Source organism: Streptomyces sp. NPDC018693 (assembly GCF_044391385.1).
Classification (GTDB): domain Bacteria; phylum Actinomycetota; class Actinomycetes; order Streptomycetales; family Streptomycetaceae; genus Streptomyces.
In genome coordinates this window covers 334,457-357,577 of record NZ_JBIRZZ010000002.1, presented here as the reverse complement: position 1 = coordinate 357,577, position 23,121 = coordinate 334,457, and the positions used below count along the sequence as shown (strand labels likewise).

Sequence of the window (23,121 nt, the reverse complement as noted above, 5' to 3'; positions counted from 1 at the left end):
TGAGACGTACTCCTGTTCCGTGTGTCTGTTCCGTGTGTCGTGCTCGGGATGTGCTGTTTCCTCCAGCACCTCGCGGCTGTGCGCTCGGGTGCGGAAGCTTGTGGGTGGTGCTGTCCGGGCGGGCCCTGCGGCCCGCGCCCGCCGTGTCAGGCCGCGGCGGCCTCGGCCAGCAGGCCGTACACGTCGTCGGTGCGCAGGCCGCCGAGCATCGGCAGCCCGGCGCCCCAGGCGCGGACCGTGCGGCCCGCGATCTCGGCGAGCCGGTCGGGGCCGGCGCTGATGCCGCGGTCGATGCCCCAGGAGTCGACGAGGGCTTCGATGCCCGCCGCCGGGTCCTCGGGAAGGGTGTCCGGGTCGGTGGCCCGCAGCCGGGACCACAGGCGCTGGAGCCTGACGGCCGAGCCGAGCCGGGTCTCGCCGGCGGAGACGGCCCGCCACAGGTGCGGCAGGATCGCCGCGACCGCGGTCATCTTGCGCACTCCCAGGGCGGAGGACAGCTCGTTGGCGATGAGCCAGCTCTTGACCGCGTACAGGTCGCGGCCCAGGTGGGCCCATTCGGCGTGGCTGAGACCGCTGAGCTTGGCGATCTCCAGCCGCAGCCGGTCGCCGGTGGGCCGGCCGGCGCGGCGCGCGGCGCGCACCTGGTGGCCCAGCAGCACCAGCCGTTCGGCGATGGTCTCCACCAACGCGTCCTCGGTGGGCAGGTCCCGGTGGTCGCCCACGTACGGGCTGACCACGCGGTGCAGCGCCTCCAGGACTCCCTCGGCGATGAGTTCGTCGTCGAGGGTGGCGGTGGCGACCGGGTCCAGGACGGCCGCCCTGGGCCGCAGCGCGGTGCCCATCACCAGCCGTTTGCCCTGCCCTGGGTAGGCGAGGCAGGCGACCGCGCTGGACTCGGTGCCGGTGCCGACCGTGGTGGGTACGGCGACCAGCGGCAGCCCGCGGCGGGTGGGGTGTCCGAGGACCAGCAGCCCGCTGCGCTGCGGCACCGTGAGGCGGGCGTACGCGTCGGGGTTGGTCCGCAGGAGGGCGGCCAGCTTTGCCTGGTCGAGGAGGGAGCCGCCGCCGATCCCGACGACCAGCTCGGCCTCCGCCAGCCGGCCGGCGAGAGCGGCCACCGATTCCAGGTCGCCGGGGCCGGACAGCTCCAGCACCGTCGTCCGGTACCGGTCCCCGGCGAGCAGGGCATGGACCCGGGCCGTGACCGGGGCGGCGGCGACCGCTTCGTCCACGAGGACGGTGATCCGCCGCTCAGGCCGGTCGGTGAACCAGGCGCCCAGGCTGTCGCAGCCGATCAGCTGCTGGGCCGGGGCGTGCCAGCCGGCGCTCACGCCAGGGCCTTCGCCGCCGGGGCGGCGGTCCGCGCCAGGTGGATGTCCAGTCCCGCGGTGACGCAGTCGAGCAGCTCGGTGAGCTCGGCGTCGGTGTAGGTGAGGGCGGGGAAGAGCTGCACCCCGTTCACCCCGGGATGGACGATGGCGCCGGCCTCCCTGATCGCCCGGACCAGGGCGTGCACCTGGTCCTGCGGGAAGGGGGTCCCGTCCGGGTCGCACAGCCGGACGGAGCGGAAGCAGCCCAGGCCGGTGGTGGCGGCCACCCGGGGGTGGGTGGCTACGAGCGCGGCCAGTTCGGTGTCGAGGCGGGCCGACAGCCGCTGTCCGAGGGCGACCGCGTCGAGGCGGCGGATCTCGTCGAGGGTGGCGGTGATGGCGGCGCAGGTGACCGGAGTGCCGGCCTGGGTCTCGCCGTGGGTGAGCATGGCGCCGGCGTCGGTGAAGGCGTCCGCCACCCGGCGGGCGGCGATCACGACGGCGGCCGCGCTGGTGCCGTTGGTGAGTCCCTTGGAGGAGACGAGCAGATCGGGCTGTTCGGCCCACCGCTGGGAGGCGAAGAGGCTGCCGGTGCGGCCGAAGCCGGTGGCGACCTCGTCGGCGACCAGCAGGAACCCGTGCTCGCGGCGCAGCCGCAGCAGTTCGGCGAGGTACTCCGCACTGAGCGGTACGGCGCCGGTGCCCAGGACCGGCTCGACGACGACGGCGGCGATCTGCCCGCCCTGGCGGGCCATGAGCGTGCCCAGCTCGGCCGGGTCGTTGGGGGTGACGTGGCGGACGAGCCGCTGGTCGACGCCGTACAGCCGCTGTCCGAGGTCGTCGCCGGTCAGCGCGAAACCGCCGAAGGTCAGACCGTGGTAACTGCCGCGCAGGCCGACGACCACCTTGCGCTGCGGCTGTTCGCGCAGTGCGTGGTAGTGACGGGCGACCTTCATGACGAGGTCGTTGGCGGCGCCGCCGGAGGTGGAGAACAGCACCCGTCCGTAGTGTCCGGGGCCGGCCGCTTCGACGAGGGCTTCGGCGGCGCGCCGGGCGTAGCCGTTCTCGTAGCGGAAGACGGAGAGGTACGAGGCGTCGCGCAGGGCTTGGGCGGCGGCGCGGGCGATCTCCTCGTTGCCGTAGCCGAGGTTGGTGTTCCACAGGCCGCTGGAGCCGTCGAGCAGTTCGCGTCCGTCGGCGAAGCGGACCCGTACGCCGTGCGCGGAGACCGCGCAGATGTCGTCGTGTCCCTGGTCCTGCGGTGCGGTCAGGGACGGCCACAGCGGGTGCCGGCCGGGGGATGCCGGGTCGCCGGGGGGCGTCGTCGTCTCGTTCACAGGGTCACCTCCGTTTCCAGCAGTACGTCGTGGTGGCGCTCGCCGACGGCGGGCAGCGGGTGCCGGGACAGGACCGAGAACCCGGCGGCGGCCAGTTCGGCCTCCAGCAGTTCGACGGGCAGTACGCCGATGGTGGTGGTGCACACCTCCACGGGGCCCTCGTCGCCGATGACGGCGGGGAAGAGCGTGACGGTGCGGCTGCCGGAGCCCGGGGGCCAGTGTTCGAAGAGGCGGTAGGCGCGGCCGCTGCCGGTCACGATCTCCATGTCGACCTCGGCGGGGCCGGCCTCGGTGGCGGTCATGTCGACCGTCGAGAGCAGGAACCGGCCGCCGGGCTCCAGGTGTTCGCGCACCGCCCGGTACAGGCCCACGCGTCCCTCGGTGTCGAGCAGGGAGACGGTGGTGGTCCCCAGCACGATCGCGCCGAAACGCCGGCCGAGGTCGAAGCCGCTCATGTCGGCCCGTACGGGCAGGCAGCGCTCGCGCACCGCGGGCGGGACCGCGGCGAGCCGCTCGTCGAGCAACTCCAGCATGCACGAGGACAGTTCGAGCGCCGTGACCTCGCGGCCCAGCGACAGCAGGGGCAGCGTCAGGCGTCCGGAGCCGGCCGCCAGGTCGAGCACGGGGCCCGGGACACGGCGCACCAGGGCGAGCAGCTCGCGCACCTCGTGGGTGCCGGTGCCGGCGAGGTCGTGGTAGACGGAGGCGCCGACCCCGTCGTACAGGTCGCACAGCACGGCCCGCTCGCCGAGGGAGGCCAGCAGCTCGCCGGCGCGCCCGGGGACGTCGGCAAGGTCGGGGACGCGGTGGCCCGCGTCCGTCATCCGGGTCGCGGTCGCGGTCGTCGGCGTCGGGACCGTCGGCGTCGGGGCCGTCGGCGTCACCGTCATCGGGTCCGTCGTCATCGTGTTCACGTCGCTCAGCGCCCCGCCGTCACGAGCTCGTCGGCACGTACGCCGAGGAGTGCCGCCGGGTCGCCGGCGTCCGCGCACAGGGTGATCCCCGCGTCCTCGAAGGAGGACGCGACCTGCTCCAGGCCCGCCCGGGCGGCGTAGGACGCGCCCGCCTCCACCGAACCGGCGACCAGCAGCACCTCCGCGAAGTCGGCGGTGGCGGGGGCGAGGCCGAAGGTGCGCCCGCTCGCCGGGTCGTGCACGAAGGCGTTCTCGCCCGACCACAGCAGCAGCGGCAGCAGCGCGTCCGTGGTGTCCGCCGCGGCCGCGGACGGGATCGAGGCCGCGGCGGCGCCCAGCCGCCCGCCGAATCCGGAGACCCGCACGTCGACCACGCCGCGGGCCCGCAGGTCGCGGACAGCACCGACCGCCGCGAGGTAGCGCCCCAGCCAGGGGCGTTCCTCGACCGGTGCCCGTCCGGCGGCACCGTCGAGCAGCAGCCACTGGGCTTCCAGCTGCTCCAGGGTGTCCTCGCCGAGGACACCGAGCCGGGCACCGCCGGGGGTCGTGGACAGGGAGCCGTGCCGGTCGGCGTACAGGCGGTGGCGGGGGCCGTCACCGGCCGGGCCCGCGCCGAGGGCGGGCAGATCGGCGAGCTGGATGACGGGGTTGGTGAGGAAGTCGGGGAAGACTCCGGTCTGCCGGGCCTGGTCGGCGTCGGCGAGGTAGGCGTCGAGGTCCGTGTCGTCGGCGACACGGATCAGGGTCGGGCCGACCACCGACATGTAGGCGCTGATGCCGTAGTTCTGGATCTGGAGGTAGAAGTCCGAGCCGAGGGAGCATTCGGCGCCGGGCTCGCTCAGCGAACCCTCGTAGCCGACGACCAGGGGGCCTTCGCTCCGCTCCGCTTCCTCGGCGTGGCCGGGTGCGAACACCACGGAGTGCGGGCCGACGAGGTCGGAGCCGAGCAGCGCGGCAAGGTGGGCCGGATCCTCCAGGACGACCGTCGCCGCGCCCGTCGCGGAAAGCTCGGCACCCTGCTTTCCGGTACCCCAGAGCATCAGATGCCGTTTGATTCCCGCCATGACTCCCCCTTCAAGGAATGCGGAGCAATTCGAAGCAATGAGAAGCGATTTGAAGCGATGCGGTGAACGCGGTGAAGCGGTGAAGCGGTGAACGCGTCGGGCTGACCCGCGCCCTTTCGGAGCGGGCCGGTATCGGGCCTCCGGAATCAGACCAGTGCGGCCAGAATCGTCCTGAGTTCTTCGGTGGACGCCTGCGGGCCGTAGCAATTGGCCACGCCGGTGACGTTCAGGACGACTTCGTCGACGCCCGCGTCCTCGTACTCCTTGAGCTGCGCGACGAGTTCCGTGATGTCGCCGCTGAGAAATCCGCGCCCTTCGACAAGGGCACGTGCGTCCAGCTCCCGGTCCGTGCCGGTGACGTGGATCCCGGCCTTGCGCAGCATGTCGGTGTAGTGCGGAAGTCCCAGGTGCGCGGAGTTGCTGGCCAGCGCGATCTCGCCGGGTGCCCGGTCGTTCCGGGCGAGCGCCAGCGGCACGATCGCCGTCAGCCTGGGCACCGGCCGGCCGGCCTTCGCCGCGCCTTCGCGCAGCGCCGGCAGCACGGTGTCGCGCAGATAGGCGGCCGGGGTCAGCCAGGTGATCGCCACGTCGGCGACCTCTCCGGCGAGCCGGGCCATGGCGGGCCGCAGCACGCCGAGGCCGAGCTCCACCGGAGCGGAGGGGAAGGCCGCGAGCTGCGCGGCGCAGGTGACGTACTCGCCCGCCATCTGCACGTTCTCCCCTGCCAGCAGCGCGCGCACGGCGGTCAGGTACTCGCGGGCCGCGGTCAGGGGACTGCGGTACGGGGCCCCGCGCAGGGCCTGCTGGAGGGAGGGCGCCCCGGGCCCGAAGCCGGCAATCACCGGCTGCCCGGTGGCCAGGGCCAGCGAACGCGCCTGGAGCGCGGCCTCGTAGGGGTGGCGCAGCGGCATGAGCGTCACGCCCAGCCCGGTCGGGACCCGGAAGCCGGCTCCCGCGGCGTGGACGAACCCGTGGTGGGGTTCGACCAGCAGGGACTGTCCCTGCCAGAGCCGCTGGGCGTGGGTCCAGTGGACGAGGCCGGCATAGGGGAGGACCTGTTCCGGTCGGCGCGGCAGGAACGGTATGAGTACCGAGTATGCGGTCATGGTGTCGCGCTCCCCTTTTCCTTCCTCGTTCTGTCGCTGCTGTCCCGCTGCCCGCTAGATCCAGTCGAAGGTTTCGCGCCGGTCGAAGGGCGCTGTCACCGTTCCCACGCACTTCCTGATGTCGTCGGCGGCGATGCGGAGTTCCACCGCCGAGAGGAAGCAAGGGGCGTTGTCCGCCGTCCGACCGGACGCGGTGGGCGTGTCCTGGGCCGTCGAATGCGTGAAAGACCCGGAGAAAGCGAGTGTGGCCGCGACCCCGAATCCCGCGACGACCGGCGCGAAGCGCGTGTATCCGCCGAGCTTGGACTTCTTCATCGTTGTTTCCCCCGAGTGGATCGTCGTTGTTCCGACACAGAGAAGACTGCCGTTTCGAACGCTCGCGTTCGAGCGGTTCCGGACGCAGCTTCCTGCGTGGGCGTGTGCAGCAAGCTGCGGACGGCGGAACCAGGGACGCCTGCGGGGGCCTCCCCCTGGGTAGCGGACACGCTGATCTTCAGGGCGGGACGTCGCGTCCGTATGATCGGCCCACCGTGCTGACCACACGGAGCACCACCACAAGGGGGACCCATTGCGCGCCGAGAGCCTCGTACACCTGGGAATGGCCGCCGAGGACGAAGACCTGTACAGATGTCTGCTCCGCCTCACGGAGAGCACACCCGCCGTACTGGCCGACCACCTGGGGGTGCCGGTGCCGGAGGTCGAGGTCCGGCTGGCGCGGCTGGAGTCGATGGAGCTGACCTCCCTGGCCGACAACGGAAACCTCCGGCCGGCCCCGCCCGCGATCGCCGTGCAGCGGCTGATCGACGCGCGGCTGCGGGAGTTGCAGGAGGAGCTGCGGCGGGTGGCGGCCGAGCAGCGGCTCGTCGAGTCGCTGCTGGCGGAGCGGGACGCGGTACGCCCGGTCGCGCGCGACACGTCGGAGCGGCCGCCCATCGAGCGGGTGGAAGGGACACCCAACGTCCGGGCGGTGATCGACGAGCTGACCTTCTTCACCCGGGAGGAGGGGCTGACCACGCAGCCGCACGGGGCACTCAGCGCGGCCAGCATCGAGGCGTCGCGGCCGCTGGACGCCCGGATCCTGCGGCGGGGCATCAAGATGCGCACGATCATGCGCCCGGCGGCGGTGGAGGACGCCCCGACGCTGGCCTACCTCCAGGAGATCTCGGCGATGGGCGCGGACATCCGGATATCGGACAAGCCGCTGGAACGGATGCTGGTCTTCGACCGGGCGGCCGCGCTGACCCCGATCGACCCGCAGAACCCGCGCCTGGGCGCCCTGGTGATCCGCGAGACGGGGCTGGTGGCCAACCTCGTGTCGTTGTTCGAGCGGATGTGGTCGGACTCCGTCCCGCTCGAGGAGGCGGTCGCGGCCCGGCGGGGCCCGGAGGACGAGCTGGGCGAGATCGAGCGCAAGGTGCTGGCCAGCATGTACCGGGCGGAGAAGGACGAGATCGGCGCCCGGGAGGTGGGCATCTCGGTCCGCACGTACCGCAAGTACGTGGCGGACCTGATGCAGCGCCTGGGCGCCACGAACCGCTTCCAGGCGGCCCTGCTGGCCCGCGACCATGGGTGGATCTAGCAGGTCGTGCGGGAGGCAGGCCCACTGGCGGCCGGTCCGCCCTTGACCCACGAACCGCCCTCTCAGGTGTCCAAGCCTCCCACCTGCGGGTGGACCGCACACCCCGCCGTCGGCTCAGGCGGCATGGCGCAGGCGCTGTTCGCGCTGTCGGCAGTCCCGGCAGCGGCCGTGTTCGGCCGAGCGGAATCCCCGGTCGCAACCGTCGCAGTTCTGCAGGGGCACGACGGCCGGATGTGCTGGGGGTTCCGCGCTTCTCGCCGGTGCGGACAGGGGCGTCTCCCTGAGCCGGTAGGCGAGGATGCCGGCCGGGCGGGTCAGGAGGTGGTCCGGGAGTCCTGCGGTGAGGTGGTCCGTGATCTGGGTGGGCAGAAGCCCCGCCGCGAGCCACCGGGTGACGCCCGGGGCCAGGCGGGCGGCTTCCCGCTCCGTCAGCACGAGGCGGGGGTCGACCCGGCGCAGTGCGGCGAGTACGGCGATGGCCTTGGGGTCGGCGTCGGCGAGCGGGAGCGGTGTCTCAGCTTCCGCAGGTACGGGCACCTGCACCTTTTCCTGCACTGCCGCAGACGCGGAAACGACCGGCGCAGCGGCAGGCGCCTTCCGCGGCCGACGTGGTTTGGGCGGCTCGGGTGGGCCGTCCGGATCAGGGCCGGGATCGGGATCGGGATCGCCGCCGGGGAGGTCGTAGAAGTACGTCCGGGTACGGATCTGCCCGGTGGACAGGCGCTCGCGGCGGCGTTCCAGGTAACCGTCCGCTTCCAGCTCCCTCAGCGCCCGCGAAATCAGAATCTCGCCCTCGGTGAAGTGCTCGCACAGGGCGGTGATGCTGACGGGGGTGCCGTCGGGCAGGGAGAGGATGTAGGCCGCGACGCCGACGGTGACCGCGCTGCCGCGCCGCTGGGCGAGGGCGTTGGAGATCACGGTGAAGTCGGCCGTCAGCCGGGTGCGGACGTGGATCACGCCGGAGGTCGGTGCTCCGGCGTCGGCGCGCAGGGGGGCGTTAGACTGCGGGTCAGCCATCGGGAAGCAGTACTCTTCCTGATCGGTCAGGCCCTCGTTCGGGATGCCAGTCCCGGCCGGGGGCCGTCGTCTGTGTGCGGTTGTCGCCGCGAACGTAACCGCCCGTGTCCCGCGCCTGCAAGCCGGTCACCCGGACGGGTGACGCGGGCTTAGCGGCCGGGGAGGGCGGGTGGGCGGGTAGTTCTTTCCCCCGGTTCTTTGGGGAGGCCAGCGGCCCACCGGCCCCTCGCGGACAAGGCCCCGGCACCCCCGGAAGCCGCACCTCTCAAACCCCGGCGGCGACCTTCACCAGGAAGTCGGCATTCGCGGTGACGTCATGGCCCAGGACCACGGACTGGCGGGGCAGTTCGCCCAGTGCCCGGGCCACCGCGCCCCGGGCCTCCGCGCTGCCGCCGCCGTCGACGCGAACCAGCCCGAACACGTCCGGGTACCGGTCCTCGGTCTTCCCGCTCATGAAGTCGCCCTCACTCAGCCCCCGGCCGTCCTGCCGCAGCGCCGGGACGGCGCCGGCCACGATACGGGGGAACAGCAGTACGGCGGCCTGCCCGCCGGTGGACAGGTCCACCCCGAACCACCCGGGGAACTGGTCGGGAAAGACCTGCGCCTTCAACTCACGCCCGCCCTCCCACAGCGGCTCCCTCCGCCCGGCCAGCAGCGCCTCCGTCACCCGCCGATCCTGCGTGGGATGCAGCGCCTCGCCCGCCTCCAGCCGCTCCCGGGCCACGTCGAACCAGCCGAGCGCATCCAGCAGCCCCAGTCCGAGAGCGGCGGCCGAGGGCCACGGCAGCACGTCCACGCCCCCGGCGGGGTTGGTGCGGACGAACACCCGGTCGTTGGCCAGCAGCTCCCACCCATGGCGTGCGGCCAGCGCCACGGCGGAGGTGGTCTTGCCCACGCCCTTGCCGCCGAACGCGAGGACCACCCGCCCGTCCAGCGCGACGGCGGAGGCGTGCAGCACGGACCAGCCGGAGCGCAGCAGCACCCCGCGCACGGCCTCCCGCGCGAGGCGGGCGGCGGCGGTGGCCACCGCACCGCCCTCGCACCCGTAGATGGTCAACCGGCCGGTGACGGTCTCGGACCGGTAGGCCAGCCCCTCCTCCGGCGAGACGGCCGTGATGACGCCCTGGTCGTCGTCGCGGGCCACCAGGGTGCGGGCCTTGGCGTACGCGGTGCTCGTGTGCGGGGACCGCGTCACCCCCAGGGCCATCTCCTCGTACCGCCGGGGATCCACCTCCGCGACGATCAGCGGCCCAGCCATGCAGACATCCCCCGGCGGTACCTCGGCGGCGTTCCACCACGGCCCGAAGTAGTGGCGGGACCAGTCGGTGACGGTCCGGAGGGAGGAGACGACGGTCACGGCCGCGTCGGCGGCGTCGAGACGGGTGGCGTAAGTGGTCACGGGGTGGTCCTCACTGTCGGAAGCGAATCGGACGGGGTACCGCGCAGCGCCAGGTAGGCGGCGCGGAGCTTGGTGTGGGCGCCCTCGAACTGGCGGGCCTCAGTGGCGTCGAGGGCAGGCAGGCACGGTAGGGGACGGCCGGCGGTGAACCGCAACGGAATTCCCAGCCACCCGTCCCGGTACGGCGCGGACAGCTCTGTCATGCCGTCGGCCACACCGAGTGCCAGGCGCAGCGCGTACAGCACGGAACCGGCTGGTCCGGAGCGTGTACGGCCGATCCCGTCACTGATCAGTGCCGGGCGCCGGATCAACTCGTCGCGCACCTGCTGAAGGGGGACAGGCAGGGGACGACCGTTGACGGTCGTGGTCGAGGCACACACCACGGCGGCGTCTCCGTGCTCGCCCACGACCTGACCGTGCACCGCGTCGAGCGGCACGTCGAGCAGGCGGGCCAGGGTGAGTCGGTAGCGGGCGCTGTCCAGATTGGAGCCGATGCCGAACACCCGGCTACAGCCGGAGGATTCCGCGAACAGACGGCTCATCAGGTCCACGGGGTTCGTGACGATCAGCACTGTGCCCGTGTAGCCGTGCAGTGCCTCGCCGAGGGCGCGGACGACGGGCGCGTTGGCCTGCGCGCCGGCCATGCGGACGTCCTTGGCGTTGTGGTTCGTGAAGCGGGCGCGCACGGCGACCACAACGGCCTGGCATTCCATCAGGGATGCCTCGGGCGCGGCGCAGGGGCGCACCGGGGAGCCGATCGTCGCGCGCATGTCGTCCAGGTCGGCCGCCAGCGCGGCGGCCTGCCCCGCTGTGCGGGAGACAACCAGGAGCCGGGCGGCCAGACCGGAGGCCACCAGCGCGCCCGTGACGGCCTGCCCGACCGCCCCGGCACCGACCACGCCGACCGTCCCGACTTGGGGCGTGGACGGCGTCACGAGGCCACCGCCAGAGTCTGCTCCAGGGTGCGCTCCCACACGCCGCCGAGGCCCGCGCCGTTCGCCAGGTCGGCACTCACCGTGTCCGCCAGAGTGCCGATTTCCACGGCCCGCGCCACCAGGGCCAGACCCTGAGCGGGCAGAGGCAGCGCCGCCGGAGCGGACAGGTACGTCGTCAGGATGTTGACCGTATCCATAAGCCACAGCGTCAGCAGCTCCCGCAGCCACACGCACCGAGCCTGACGGGACAGCTGCGCCATGTGTTCCCGCCCGAACTCGTCGAGTCCCTCAACCACCCGGGGCGCGGCGTCAGGCTGACGTGCGGCCAGGAACAGCACGGTCCTGCTGAGCAGCTTGGCCATGTCAGCCACGGGCTCAGCCCGTAACAGCCCAGGATCAAGCAGCACCGGCCGCCCCTCCGGGCCGTCCGGGAACACCACATGCTCCGGCTTGAGATCCCCGTACACCAGCGTCGTCCGCGTCGCCGGAGGCAGCGCCATGCGGAGCCGGTGCAGCCGCGCCACCGTACAGCGCAGCAGATCCACCGCCACCCGGCGTTCCTCGGCCTCGCACCGCTCCTCGCCGAGCCGATCGACGTACACCGCCCCGGACAGGCCGTTGAACTTCCGCAGGAACGTACCCGCGATGGAACGCTCCCCGATCACCCCACCGGGGTCCAGGCGGCAGCCGACGTCCGCCCGGTGCAGCGGACGCAGCTCCGCAAGAGGCAGCGCCAGCAGCTCCGCCGTCTCGCCGGGCCGCCTCAGCAGCAGATCGCCCAGCGTCGGGCCGGGTACGGGTTCGGTGAACATCACCCCGCGGCTCATCCCGGCCAGCGTGCACACCCGGGGACGCTCCAGGCCGGCCATGAGCCGGAGCTGGGCGGCCTCCCGCTGCAACAGCCCGTCGTCCCGCGTCTCGTACTCCCGTTGCGCCTCCCGGACGTTCGGCCAGTTACCGCACGCGCCATGCAACAGCGACACGAGTGAGACGCCCAGGATCGACACCTTCGCGTACAGCGTGCGCTCGCCGACCTGGGCGCGGTGCACGTAGCTGGTGACGCTGGGCACGTGGTGCTCCAGACGCACGGGAGTGTCCGGCCACAGGTCGGCGGCTGCCCGGTGCGCCTGGGCGGCGGCGTGCACGAAGACCTCCGCGACGCTGGGCCTTGTGGGCACATCGCGCAGGGGCGGAGCGGTGGGAACGTCGATGGTCACGAACGCCTCCTTCGTTGGCTTGCTATCCGCGCACATCTCGCCCTCCGGGCCGAAGGGCGGGTCGGTCCTCCCGTCCCCGTCGGGGGAAGCGGGAACGGGAGGGGATCAAGGTCGCCCCGGCTCCGGGCCGTACGGTCGTCCAGAGGCAAGGCGGCGGTTCAGGGGTGCCACCGGGACCGGCGAGCGGTACACATTCGGGCGCGCGGACCCACAACCTGAACAGCAGGCCGCGGTGGCGTACCTCGGCCCACACACGGCCGCTGGTCCCCATGTGTCTGGTGCAGCGGACGCAGGCGATGGCCATCTGCTGCCGGGGGCTGAGCTGCTCGATACACGGCAGGTCGGCCATGGTCGGCCCGCTCAACGCTTCACGTCCGTGCGCCACTCGGCCCACACTCGTTTCCCCCACGGCAGCCGGTCGGTTCCCCACCGGTCGGAGAGGGAGTCAACGACCGCCAGACCCCGCCCGCCCGTGTCGCCGTCGGATGCGGCGCGGGGATCGGGCATGGTGCGGGACTTGTCCGTGACGGACACCCGGACCCATTCCGGCGTGGGGCGGCTGACGGTGACGTGCATGTGCCGACTCCGCGCGTGCTGCACGGCATTGGTCGCCAGCTCGGACACGATCAGAGAGCTGTCCTCGGTCAGATTCTCCAGGTCTAATGCGGCCAACGCCCTGCGTACGAGCCTGCGGGCGGCCAGGACGCTGGCCTTCTCGCACGGCAGGGTCTGGGCGTAGCTCAGGTGTCCGGTGGGGGGAGCGGAAGGGTCCACAGTCATCAGAACCTCGTCGGTCGTGAGCGCAGGAGCGTGTCCAACTGCTGGGCGGCGGGCACATGAATAGCCAACGGCCAGACGCCCGTAGGCCGGGAGAGCCGGGAAAGGGTGCGTTTCCTGGCGGGGGCCGCTCTGGGGGGCCAGGATGAAACCTGGGACTGCCAAAGAGACTTGGGGACAGCGCATGATGAGTCCGGACGGCATCGGCCACCTGCTGCGTAGCCTCCGGGAACAGGCTGCGCGCACTAGACGCGAACAGGCCGAGCACCTGGAGGAAGTCAGCGGGCGGTTCGTCGACCCGGAGAACATCAAGCGGTGGGAAACGGAGAAGCGGCTCCCCATCCCGAACTGGCATGACGTGATCGCCAGCGGCTACGGCATCCCAGTGGATGTGGTCCGGCGGGCGGTGGCCGCCAGCCGCCGGTACCGGAGGCTGGTGTCAGCATCTGTATTACTGGAAGACCAGGAGGAGGTATCCCCCGTGGAGCGACGTGGATTCCTCGGCGTCTCGGTGCTGGCCGCAGGGATCGCCACCGAGCCATGGGGACGGCTCGTGGCGGCACTTGCCGGTCCCTCCGTGGACCAGAAAGTAACGGATGATTTGGTGGCCGACACGGCGGAACTGTTCATCAGCGAGCACCACCTTCCCGCCCGACTGTTGGCCAAGCGCCTCGGCGGCCATCTGGAGACCCTGACCGCGCTGATTCCCCGCTCCGGACCCCACCGGACGGCGCTGACCGTCGCGGCCGGGGAGACGGCCGCACTGGCGGGCTGGGCCGCCTACGACATCGGCGACCTGGACACCGCCCGTCACTACTACAAGACCGCCGCCCTGGCGGGCCGGGAGGCCGGACATCCGGCGCTCGTCGCGCTCGCCATGGGCTATGCCTCGTACGCCGTCGCTTCGGACAAGGCACGGGACATGCTCGCCTCCGCCCAGGAACACGTACGCGGCGCAGGATACGCCGCCGCCCGCTCCTGGCTGGCCGCCCGCGAGGCCGAGGAAGCCGCGGCCATCGGGGACCGGGAGGGCGCCGTGCGCGCCTTGGACCGGGCCACGACGGCATTCGACTACGCCAACCCCGACGCCGAACAGGCGTGGATCCGCTTCTACCAGCGCCCTCGCCTCGACTCGCTGATGGTTTCGACGTACGCCCGGCTGCGTCATCGGGACCTGGAGCAGACCGCCCAGGACGCCCTCACTCACCTCGGGGATGACGACTCAAAGGTCAGGATCGCGGTCCTCGCGGACGTGGCCACCGGGTACGTGGTGGCCGGCGATGTGGACCAGGGCGTGGAGGTGGGCCAGCGGTTCGTCCAGGCCGCCATGAACACACCCACAACGATGGGCCGGGTGCGGCTAGCCTCCTTGGCCGAGCTGCTCCCCGCACAGTACAGCTCGGCGCGGGATCTCACCGAGAACATCCGCGCCGCGCTCGCCGCCTGATTCAGCCCTTGGTTGTCTCCCCCTTCACCCACGACAGGTAGGCGTCGCTCCCGTGGGTCACCGGCGTCGCGATGATCTCTGGGGTGTCGTAGTCGTGGACGCTCTTGATGTGCGCCTCCAGCTCCGGGTACCGCTCGGTGGTCGTCTTGTACAGCACCCGCCACTCCTGGTCTGTCTGCACAGCCCCCTCCCACCGGTAGACGCTGGTGATCGGCCCATCGATCTGCGCGCAGGCCGCCACCTTCGCCTCCACGGCACTGCTCGCCAGCGCCTGTGCCTTGTCGGCGGCGTCGGTCGTGGTCAGAACAGTCAGGTACTCGGCCACGGTGGTCTCCTCCATATCCGGCTGCTGGGACCGTACCCAGCGCACCCTCAAGCCAACGGGGCGGGTAGGTGCGGGCAGCAGACTGCCCCCGAGATGAGACACACGCCGTCTCAGGGGCTGTACTGCCTACGCGTTGAGCGGCGGTCGGCCCGGGGACAGTGAAGCCCCGGACCGACCGCCGCTCAGTCCCTCAGTCCCTCACCCCCGGGACACCTCCCACAGCGCCCCCCGCCCCGCCAGCGCGGGCTCCGCGAACACGCCCTCCACCACCGCCTCCACGTCGAAGACGGTGTGCTGGACGGGCGGTCGGCCGATCAGCTCGGCCGCTCTCGGGGGGAGTGGGCGGGCGGCCGCCTCGGCGGATTCCCAGAGCAGGACCGCGCCCCAGCGCTGGGCCGCCGCGTCCGCGATCCAGAACTTCAGGCGCAGGCCCTCGATCCGGGAGAAGCGGTCCACGGCCTCGTCGCGCAGATACGCCCGCAGCGACTCGACGGTGTGCCCGGTGCCGGCCAGGTCCCACCAGGCCACGGTCGCCCTCACGCGTACGCCTCCTGGAGCAGGCCGACGAGCGCCTCGCCGACGATCCGGACCCCGTCCTCGGTGAGCACGGACTCCGCGTGGAACTGCATCGACCGGAAGCCGGGCCCGCGCAGCGCGTGCACCTCCCCGGTGCCGGGCTCCCGGCACACCTCGACCGTGCCGAGACCGGGCACCTCGACCACATCGGCGGTGCTGCGCGCGGCGAAGGTGTTGTAGAAACCGACCCGCTCCCGCCGCCCGAACAGGTCGATCTCCCGCTGCACGCCCTGGTTCGGATGCTCCTTGCGCATCAGGGCGAACCCGAGCCGGGTGCTGAGCACCTGGTGGCTCAGGCAGACGGCCAGGAACGGCCTCCGCTCGGTGAGCAGCGTGTCCACCGCGGCCCGCAGATGCGCGATCTTCGGATGCCGTCGCTCCCGCGGGTCCCCGGGCCCGGGCCCGAGCACGACCAGGTCGTACGGCGCGAAGCTGTACGGCTCGTCGAACCGGCTGACCGTCACCTCCCCGCCCATCGCCCGCAACTGGTGCCCGATCATCGCCGTGAAGGTGTCCTCCGCGTCGACGACGAGCACCTTCCGCCCGGCCAGCTCCGGCACGCCCCGGGCCCGCCCGTCCTCGTCGGACAGCCAGAACCCGGAGATGGTGTCGTTGCGCCGGGCGAGGGCGTCCCGTACGGCCGGATGACCGGCGAGCGACCGCTCCCCGGCGTCCCCCAGCACCGCGAGCAGCCCCGCCGCCTTGGCCCGGGTCTCCGCGACCTCCGACGCGGGATCGGAGTGCCGTACGAGGGTCGCACCCACGCCGATCCGCATCGAACCGCCGGAATCGATCTCAGCGGTACGGATGAGGATCGCGGAGTCCAGCGTCCGGCCCCCGTCGTCGTCCCGCCCGATCAAGGCTGCGACCCCGCTGTAGTAGCGCCGCCCACCCGGCTCGTACCGCCTGATCACCCGCGCGGCGCTCTCCAGCGGCGACCCGGTCACCGTCGGCGCGAACAGCGTCTCGTGCAGCACGACCCGCGGGTCCAGGGACGTACGCCCCTCGATGAAGTACTCCGTGTGCGCGAGCCGGGCCATCTCCTTGAGGTGGGGCCCGGAGACCCTGCCGCCCGAGTCGCACACCCGGGCCATCATCTTCAGCTCCTCGTCGACGACCATGTACAGCTCGTCGGCCTCCTTGCGGTCCGCGAGGAAGTCGAGGACGCCGGAGAGGTCGGGTCCGGAGGCGGGGAAGCGGTAGGTGCCGCTGATGGGGTTCATCACGGCCCGGCTGTTTGCGACGCTGACGTGCCGCTCGGGGGAGGCGCCGACGAAGGTGCGCTCCCCGGTGTGCACGACGAACGTCCAGTACGCCCCGGTCTCCCGCTCCAGCAGCCGACGGAAGAAGCGCAGCGCGGTGGCCGGGGACCAGTCGGCGACCTCGGCCACGAAGGACCGCTTCATCACGAAGTTGGCGCCCTCACCGGTGCCGATCTCGTCGGCGACGACCCGGCGCACGATGTCGGCGTACGCGTCGTCGCCGATGTCGAAGGCACCCGGCCCGGCCAGCCGTACCGGATCGTCGGGGACGGCGTCCAGTACGTCCTCCAGCGGCAGCGCGTACTGCTCGGTGACGGTCATCGCCAGCAGCGGCGCCCCGTCGTCGGGCGCGTCGTAGCCGCGCTCGGCGAGCTGCCGGTACGGCACGAGCACCAGGACGTCCCGCCCGGGACTGTCCGGCAGCGGTACGTCGGCCAGCCGGCCGTACGCCGCGAACTCCCCGAGCAGCAGGTCGACCCGGCCGTCGGCACGGGTGTGCGGCCGATGGATCAAAGCGAAGGCGTCCGGCCCGCCGGCCAGGACACGGTCCAACGGGTCCGCCGTCATACGGACTCCCTTCCGGCGGTCACGGCGACGCGGAGCGTCACCGACGAGGTCAGCAGAAACAGATCCGCCGTCATGTCGGCTCCCTCCCGGCGGTCACGGCGACATGCGGCGTCGCCAGCGAGGTCAGCAACTCGTCGGTGGTGGTCACCGACGCGCAACGCGCGGCCGCGTACTCCAGCGCCATCCGGTGGTCGTCCGCGCCGAAGTCGGCGACCGCGTCGGCGAGGAGGAAGGGCTGGATGTCGTGGGTGAACGCGTCCACGGCCGTCATCAGCACGCCGACGTGGGCGTACACCCCGCACACGATCAGCTGGTCGCGGCCGGCCGCCCGCATCCGCTCCAGCAGCTCGGTGCGGAAGAAGGCGCTGTAGCGCCATTTGGTGAGCAGCCAGTCGCCGGGGGCGGGTGCGAGCGGCGCGACCACCTCGCGGTGCTCGGGGCTGGGGGTCATGCCCGGCCCCCAGAAGTCCTTCAGCAGGCCGCGCTCGTGCGGGGTCATGCCGCCGGGCTGGGCGGTGTAGGCGACGGGTATGCCCAGTTCGGCGCATCGGTCGCGGACCCGGGCCGCGTTGCGCACCAGGTCCACGACGGGCGGCAGGCCCGCCGGGAACGCGGCGAGGAAGTACTTCTGCAGGTCGTGGACGAGCAGCACGGCGCGGTCGGGGTCGACGGTCCAGGACACGGCCGGCTCGGGCAGCTCGGCCCGGGTCGGCATGGGGTAGGGGCGGATCGCAGGGATGCCTGCCATGCGGTCCTCTCTCAGCTCAGAAGTGGGTCGGCTCAGGAGTGGGTGGGGGCCGGGTCACACGCCGAGGGCGGCGCCGCCGTCCACGGTCAGGTCGTGCATGGTGATGTGCGCGGCCTTGTCGGAGAGCAGGAAGACGACGGACTCGGCGACGTCCTCGGGACGGGCGAGCCGGCCCAGCGGGATGCCGACCCGGTACGCGCCGGGCACGCCCTCGATGGAGGCGCGGGCGCTTGACTCGTCCTGCCACATCGACGACAGCATCGGCGTGTCGGTGGAGCCGGGCGCCACCAGGTTGGCGCGGATGCCGTGCTTGGCGACCTCCAGGCCCAGACACTTGGTGAACATGGTCGCGGCCGCCTTGGAGGCGGCGTAGGCGGACATCTCGGTGCGGGCGGTGCCGGCCGCGTTGGAGGCGATCGTGACGATCGCCCCGCGGCGGCGCGCCACCATACGGTTGACCACGGCCCGCGACACGAAGAACACCCCGCTGGTGTTCACGGCGAACGTGATGGCCCACTCCTCGTCGGTGAGGGTGCGGGCCTCGCCCAGGCGCAGTACGCCCGCCCCGTTGACCAGGTAGTCGATGGGCCCCACGGTCCCCTCGACGTCGGCGACGAGCCCCTCGACCTCCGCACTGGAGGTGACGTCGGCGACGAACGCCTCGGCGCGGCCGCCGGTCTCGTCGATCTCCTTGGCGATCTCACGCAGCCGCTCGGCGTTGCGGTCCACGGCGACGACACGGACGCCGCGCGCGGCCAGCGCCCGTACGACCGCCTCGCCGATGCCTCCGGCCGCCCCGGTGACCAGGGCGATCCTTCCTTCCATGATGCGAGCCCTCCTTCGAGTCAGCCGCGCCAGGCGGAGACGACGTCGAACGCCTGGCCGGGATTGAGCCGCGGATCGCAGAACGTGGCGTACTTCTCGCCGAGTTCACCGACGCGGGAGGCGTCGGCCACGCATTCGCGGACGCGGTCGGGGGTGGTCTCCAGGTGCAGCCCGGCCGCGACGCCGCCGTACTCGGTGACGGCGGTCTGGAACTCCTCGACCTCCTGCACGATCGACTCCACGTAACGGGTCTTCACGCCGTCCGGGGTGGAGACCGTGTTGCCGTGCATGGGGTCGCACAGCCAGAGCACCGGGTGCCCGGCCGCGCGCGCGGCGAGGACCAGGCCGGGCAGCCGGTCGGCGACCGTGCCGTGTCCCATCCGGGCGATCAGGGTGAGCCGGCCCGGTTCCCGGTCGGGGTCGAGCCGGGCGCACAGCTCGAGGAGGCCGTCCGGTGTGGTGGTCGGGCCGACCTTGACCGCGACCGGGTTGGTGACCTGGGCGAGCAGCGCGACATGGGCGCCGCCCGGGTCCCGGGTGCGTTCGCCGATCCACGGCCAGTGGGTGGACGTCAGCAGCACCGAGCCGTCGGGGCCGGTGCGCAGCAGTGGTTCCTCGTAGTCGAGGAGCAGCGCCTCGTGGCTGGTCCACACCGGCGCCTCGGCCGTCGAGCGGCGCCGCTCCCCGTGCCAGCCCAGCGCCCGCATGGCCTGTGCCGCGGCCCGGTAGCCGGCGATGAGCCGTTCCGGGTCGGGGCGGCGCAGCCGGGGGTCGGGCTCGGGGCTGTTGACCATGTGCCCTCGGTAGACGGGGAGTTCGACGCCGTCGACGGTCTCGGTGGGCTTGGAGCGCGGCTTGCCGAACTGGCCGGCCAGCCGGCCGACCCGGATCACCGGTTTCATCGAGCGCGCCTTCATCGCCCCGGCGAGCACATCGAGCAGCGCCGCCTTGCGGGCGACGTAGCCGGGTGTGCACTCGGCGGGGTCCTCGGCGCAGTCGCCGCTCTGCACCACCTGCGCCTCGCCCCGCGCGGCGGCCGCGAGCAGAGCCTTCAGCTCCGCCACGTCCGCGGCACGTACGAGGGCCGGGGCGTCGGCGAGTACGGCCCTGGCGTGAGCCAGGGTGGCTTGATCGGGCCAGTCGGGCTGCTGGCCCGCCGGCAGGGTCTTCCAGTGTGCGACACCCTGCACGTAACACCTCCCAATACAGAAACTGCCGTGACTTCGGATGCGGTTGGCAGTCTGCGAAGGAGGGGAAAGCGGGAACCATCGGAGCTTTCCGGGTCCGTCAGGTGTGGCCGGTTCCATCAAGTCAGCGCGTCGCGCCGAACAGGCGTCCCGGCGGTGCTACTTGACGAAGTGCCCGGATTGCCGTGGTGTAAGGGCGCGGGGCCGTCCTAGGGTCGTCGGCGTGCTGAGTCAAGAAGCTGGATTGCTGCTGAAGCAACTGGTGGCCGAGGGCGTGGCGCCATGGCTGGCACCCGCTGACGGCGACGAGCTGGACCTCGCGGTGCGGCAGCGGACCCTTGAGGACTCCTTCCAGGGGGCGCTGGCCGCGCCCGGCACTCCCCTGAGCGTGGTCCGCGCGGCCTGTGACGCACTGCTGCCGGGGTACTGCGCGGACGGCAGCTCGGGCCAGGTGTCCGTGCCGGTGGACGCGCGGCTGGCCCGGGACGCTGAGGCGCTGGTGGACGCGGGCCGCATGCTGCACGCCGCGGTGCGCCGGCCCAACGCGCTGGTCCGGCTGCCCATGACCGCGGCGAGCCGCACGGCGATGGCGGAGCTGCTGTCGCTGGGCATCGGGGTGCACGCCTCCCTGGTGTTGACCGGTGAGCGGTACGGACAGGTGCTGGACGCCTATGTGCAGGGCATGGAGCGGGCGCTGGCCGCCGGGGTGCGCCTCGGCGACGTGCCCGTCGTGGTGTCGTTCCCGGTGGGCCTGTTCGACGCGGAGGCCGACGCCCGGCTGACCCGGCTCGGCGCCCCGCCGGACCATCCGGCCCGCGCGACCGCCGGGCCGGCCATGGCGCGCCGTATGTTCCGGCTACGGGAGCAGCGGCTGGCCGGGGGCTGGTGGCGGGTGCTGCGCGCGGACGGGGCCCTGCCGCCCCGGCTGCTGTGGACCACGGGCGGCGCGGCGGGGGTGCACCGGCTCGTCGGCTGGAACACCGCCCACGCCCTGACCCCGGCCGAGGTGGAGGAGGCCGCCCGCCTCGGCGGCCTCCACGGCGACACCCTGCTGGGCGAACACACCCGCGCCGACGCGGCCCTGACCACCCTGGAGGACCTCGGCGTCACCCCCCACGAGGTCGCGACCGTGCTGGAGACGCGGCAGCTGACACGCCTCCAGCACGACTGGCACCTCAGGACAGGACCCGCACCGGCTCCCGATCCCGATCACGGTCCGGGAAGCGAGCCCCCGTCAGGGCCAGGAGGCGAGCGGACCTGACCGCACCCTTCCGTATCCCACCCGAGGCGCCGAAACCGGCGGACCTCCGGCGGGACCGGCACCTCAGGACAGAACCCGCACCGGCTCCCGATCCCGATCACGGTCCGGGAAGCGGGCCCCCGTCAGGGCCAGGAGGGGAGCGGACTTGACCGCGGTCTCCTCGTACTCCTCCTCCGGGTCGGACAGGGCCACCACGGCGCCGCCGACGCCGTACGTCACCCGGTCCTCGGTGACCCGTGCGGTGCGGATGACCACGCTGAGGTCGGCCGCGCCGGAGAGCGAGAAGTACCCGATGGCGCCGGAGTACACGCCGCGCGGGCCAGTCTCCAGGCGGTCGATGATCCGCATCGTGCGGATCTTGGGGGCGCCGGTCATCGAGCCGGGCGGGAAGGCGGCGCGCACACAGTCCGGCGCGGACAGCTCGGGCCGCAGCCGTGCCCGTACGGTGCTGACCAGCTGATGGACGGTGGCGTAGCTCTCGACCCGGAAGATCTCCTCGGCCTCGACCGACCCGGGGACCGCGCACCGGCCCAGGTCGTTGCGGACCAGGTCGACGATCATCAGGTTCTCCGAGCGGTCCTTCTCGTTGGCCCGCAGGTCGGCGACCAGCGCCGCGTCCTGCTCGGGCGTGACGCCGCGCGGCCGGGTGCCCTTGATCGGCGAGGACTCCATGACGCCGTCCGCGCCGACCCGCAGGAACCGCTCGGGCGAGGTGCTCAGCACCGACGTACCCCCGAACTCCAGCAGCGCCGCGAAGGGCGCCGGGCTTCTGCGGCGCAGCAGCCGGTACGCCTCCCAGGGGTCGATACGCCCCTCGGCCTCGGCCATGTTGGTGAGGCAGACCTCATACGTCTCCCCGGCCGCGATCTCCTCCTGGCACTCGGCGATCAGCCGCAGGTAGGCGTCCCGGTCGTGCCGCAGCCGTATCTCCCCCGCGGCGTCGGGCAGCCGGGGCTCGGCCGGCACCACACCGGCCAGCGAGCCGAGGACCCGCTCGACACGGTCGAACCAGCGCCGCGCGCTCCCCTCTCCGACCGCCTCCTCCTCGACCAGCGCGAGCAGGTACGTCGTCCCCGTCTCGTGGTCGAACACCACGGCCTGGTCGGCGAAGACCATCGCCGCGTCCGGGTCGGGCGAGCGGTGGGCGAGGTCGCCGCCGCACTCGGCCTTCAGCTCGTAGCCGAGGTACCCGACCCAGCCGAGGGCGAAGTCGCAGGGCAGATCTGGGAGCTGGGCGTCGATGGACCGCAGATCACGATCCAGCCACTGCAGAAACGTTCCAGCCATGATGTCCTCGACGGCCTCCCCGCCCGCCGCGGACCGCACGCTCACCGTCCCGCTCCACACATCCGCCGTCGCCACCCGGGCCAACGGCCCCGAGGCGTCCCCCATCACGGAGAACCGCCCCCGCTTCCCGCCCCGCAGACTGCTGTCCAGCCAGAAGGCGTGATCCCGCCCCTGGAAGACCCGCGCGTAGACGACCTCGTCGTCCCACCGGGTGACCAACCGCCGCGTCACGACGCGCAACCGGCACCCGGCCTCCGGAGCTGCGGGCAGTCGTGCCTCCCCCCGCGCCTCAAGGGCCTGGGAGGTGCCCCCCTCAACCCCGGCCCCACCGGACACCAACCGTCCTCCGCCACCGTAGGCCCGCGTCAGGTCCGCGAAATTGGCAAGCAGCGCCTTCCCATGGCTGCTGAGAATCGACTCCGGATGGAACTGCACCCCCCACATCGGCCGCGTCCGGTGCCGCAGCCCCATCAGCACCCCGTCCGGCGTCCAGGCCGTGGCCTCCAGCTCGGGTGGCAGATCCGTCACCGCCAGCGAGTGGTAGCGCACCACCTCCAGCGGACTGGGCAGACCGGCGAACAGCCCCGTCCCGTCGTGCAGGACGGGCGACACCCGCCCGTGCCGCGGCTCGGGCGCCCGCCCGACGGCCGCCCCGTGCTGGAGCCCGATCCCCTGGTGGCCGAGGCAGATGCCGAGCACCGGCAGCGTGGCCCGCGCCACGATCCCCGTACAGACGCCGAAGTCGGCGGCGCGCCCCGGATGCCCCGGACCGGGCGAGACGACCACGTTGTCGAACGCGGTCAGGTACGACTCCCGCCAGCGCGGGTCGTCGTTGCGGATCACCTCGGGCTCACGCCCGTTCACCTCGGTGAGGTGGTGGAAGAGGTTGTACGTGAACGAGTCGTAGTTGTCGACGAGAAGCGTGCGCACGTTGTTCCCCCTGTTGGTCTGCGGTCAGCTCGTCCGCGGTCGGCGCGGTAC

At 72.5% G+C, this 23,121-nt stretch carries 21 protein-coding genes; 3 read left to right on the top strand and 18 right to left on the bottom strand.

Features of this window, described 5'->3' with window-relative positions:
- Positions 1-146: 146 nt before the first annotated feature.
- The 6 genes from mpaC to ACH5AC_RS05925 form a co-directional block, all read right to left on the bottom strand.
- Positions 147-1,331, bottom strand: coding sequence for a daptide-type RiPP biosynthesis dehydogenase (gene mpaC, locus ACH5AC_RS05950; RefSeq protein WP_398860417.1), 1,185 nt, complete (start codon positions 1,329-1,331; stop codon positions 147-149).
- Positions 1,328-2,647, bottom strand: coding sequence for a daptide-type RiPP biosynthesis aminotransferase (gene mpaD, locus ACH5AC_RS05945; RefSeq protein ID WP_398860416.1), 1,320 nt, complete (start codon positions 2,645-2,647; stop codon positions 1,328-1,330). The genes mpaC and mpaD overlap by 4 nt, the downstream gene beginning before the upstream one ends.
- The gene (gene mpaM / locus ACH5AC_RS05940; RefSeq protein ID WP_398860912.1) at positions 2,644-3,552 is read right to left on the bottom strand and encodes a daptide-type RiPP biosynthesis methyltransferase; all 909 of its coding nucleotides are present in this window, start codon (positions 3,550-3,552) and stop codon (positions 2,644-2,646) included. Before mpaM ends, mpaD begins: the two co-directional genes overlap by 4 nt.
- Positions 3,553-3,566: 14 nt before the next feature.
- Positions 3,567-4,625 carry a daptide biosynthesis RiPP recognition protein gene (mpaB, locus tag ACH5AC_RS05935; RefSeq protein WP_398860414.1) on the bottom strand — a complete coding sequence of 353 codons (1,059 nt, stop codon included), beginning with the start codon at positions 4,623-4,625 and terminating at the stop codon, positions 3,567-3,569.
- Between the two features lie 146 nt (positions 4,626-4,771).
- Positions 4,772-5,731 carry an LLM class flavin-dependent oxidoreductase gene (locus ACH5AC_RS05930; RefSeq protein ID WP_398860413.1) on the bottom strand — a complete coding sequence of 320 codons (960 nt, stop codon included), beginning with the start codon at positions 5,729-5,731 and terminating at the stop codon, positions 4,772-4,774.
- A 54-nt stretch (positions 5,732-5,785) separates the two neighbouring features.
- Positions 5,786-6,046: a hypothetical protein gene (locus tag ACH5AC_RS05925; RefSeq protein WP_398860412.1), complete on the bottom strand. Its 261-nt coding sequence runs from the start codon at positions 6,044-6,046 to the stop codon at positions 5,786-5,788.
- 253 nt (positions 6,047-6,299) lie between these two features.
- Here ACH5AC_RS05925 and ACH5AC_RS05920 point away from each other — a divergent pair, with 253 nt between their 5' ends.
- A complete protein-coding gene (locus ACH5AC_RS05920; protein ID WP_398860411.1) occupies positions 6,300-7,310 on the top strand; it encodes a helix-turn-helix transcriptional regulator in 1,011 nt (336 codons plus the stop codon).
- A 114-nt stretch (positions 7,311-7,424) separates the two neighbouring features.
- On the opposite strand, the gene ACH5AC_RS05915 is transcribed toward ACH5AC_RS05920, so the two are convergent.
- The 5 genes from ACH5AC_RS05915 to ACH5AC_RS05895 form a co-directional block, all read right to left on the bottom strand.
- Positions 7,425-8,327 (bottom strand): hypothetical protein, encoded by a 903-nt coding sequence (locus tag ACH5AC_RS05915; protein WP_398860410.1) that lies wholly within the window; start codon positions 8,325-8,327, stop codon positions 7,425-7,427.
- Between the two features lie 265 nt (positions 8,328-8,592).
- Positions 8,593-9,726: a hypothetical protein gene (locus tag ACH5AC_RS05910; protein ID WP_398860409.1), complete on the bottom strand. Its 1,134-nt coding sequence runs from the start codon at positions 9,724-9,726 to the stop codon at positions 8,593-8,595.
- A complete protein-coding gene (locus ACH5AC_RS05905; RefSeq protein ID WP_398860408.1) occupies positions 9,723-10,661 on the bottom strand; it encodes an NAD(P)-binding domain-containing protein in 939 nt (312 codons plus the stop codon). Before ACH5AC_RS05905 ends, ACH5AC_RS05910 begins: the two co-directional genes overlap by 4 nt.
- A complete protein-coding gene (locus tag ACH5AC_RS05900) occupies positions 10,658-11,878 on the bottom strand; it encodes a hypothetical protein (RefSeq protein ID WP_398860407.1) in 1,221 nt (406 codons plus the stop codon). The genes ACH5AC_RS05905 and ACH5AC_RS05900 overlap by 4 nt, the downstream gene beginning before the upstream one ends.
- A 360-nt stretch (positions 11,879-12,238) precedes the next feature.
- Positions 12,239-12,658, bottom strand: coding sequence for an ATP-binding protein (locus tag ACH5AC_RS05895; protein WP_398860406.1), 420 nt, complete (start codon positions 12,656-12,658; stop codon positions 12,239-12,241).
- A 181-nt stretch (positions 12,659-12,839) separates the two neighbouring features.
- Here ACH5AC_RS05895 and ACH5AC_RS05890 point away from each other — a divergent pair, with 181 nt between their 5' ends.
- Positions 12,840-14,102, top strand: coding sequence for a transcriptional regulator (locus ACH5AC_RS05890; RefSeq protein ID WP_398860405.1), 1,263 nt, complete (start codon positions 12,840-12,842; stop codon positions 14,100-14,102).
- A gap of 1 nt (position 14,103) precedes the next feature.
- On the opposite strand, the gene cutA is transcribed toward ACH5AC_RS05890, so the two are convergent.
- The 6 genes from cutA to ACH5AC_RS05860 form a co-directional block, all read right to left on the bottom strand.
- Positions 14,104-14,442, bottom strand: coding sequence for a divalent-cation tolerance protein CutA (cutA, locus tag ACH5AC_RS05885; protein ID WP_398860404.1), 339 nt, complete (start codon positions 14,440-14,442; stop codon positions 14,104-14,106).
- Between the two features lie 183 nt (positions 14,443-14,625).
- A complete protein-coding gene (locus ACH5AC_RS05880) occupies positions 14,626-14,967 on the bottom strand; it encodes a hypothetical protein (RefSeq protein WP_398860403.1) in 342 nt (113 codons plus the stop codon).
- Positions 14,964-16,832, bottom strand: a complete 1,869-nt coding sequence (locus ACH5AC_RS05875; RefSeq protein WP_398860402.1) for an anthranilate synthase family protein — start codon at positions 16,830-16,832, stop codon at positions 14,964-14,966. The genes ACH5AC_RS05880 and ACH5AC_RS05875 overlap by 4 nt, the downstream gene beginning before the upstream one ends.
- A gap of 70 nt (positions 16,833-16,902) precedes the next feature.
- Positions 16,903-17,580: an isochorismatase family protein gene (locus tag ACH5AC_RS05870; protein ID WP_398860401.1), complete on the bottom strand. Its 678-nt coding sequence runs from the start codon at positions 17,578-17,580 to the stop codon at positions 16,903-16,905.
- Positions 17,581-17,634: 54 nt separating this feature from the next.
- Complete coding sequence (locus ACH5AC_RS05865; RefSeq protein WP_398860400.1) at positions 17,635-18,405, bottom strand: 2,3-dihydro-2,3-dihydroxybenzoate dehydrogenase; 771 nt, start codon at positions 18,403-18,405, stop codon at positions 17,635-17,637.
- A 20-nt stretch (positions 18,406-18,425) separates the two neighbouring features.
- Positions 18,426-19,595: a 3-deoxy-7-phosphoheptulonate synthase gene (locus ACH5AC_RS05860; protein ID WP_398860399.1), complete on the bottom strand. Its 1,170-nt coding sequence runs from the start codon at positions 19,593-19,595 to the stop codon at positions 18,426-18,428.
- Positions 19,596-19,815: 220 nt separating this feature from the next.
- On the opposite strand from ACH5AC_RS05860, the gene ACH5AC_RS05855 reads away from it, so the two are divergent.
- Entirely contained in the window at positions 19,816-20,853 is a 1,038-nt protein-coding gene (locus ACH5AC_RS05855; RefSeq protein WP_398860398.1) for a transaldolase family protein, read from the top strand.
- 63 nt (positions 20,854-20,916) lie between these two features.
- Here the strand turns inward: ACH5AC_RS05855 and pabB are convergent, their stop codons facing one another.
- On the bottom strand, positions 20,917-23,070 hold the full coding sequence (gene pabB / locus ACH5AC_RS05850) for an aminodeoxychorismate synthase component I (RefSeq protein ID WP_398860397.1): 2,154 nt from the start codon (positions 23,068-23,070) through the stop codon (positions 20,917-20,919).
- Positions 23,071-23,121 lie beyond the last annotated feature (51 nt).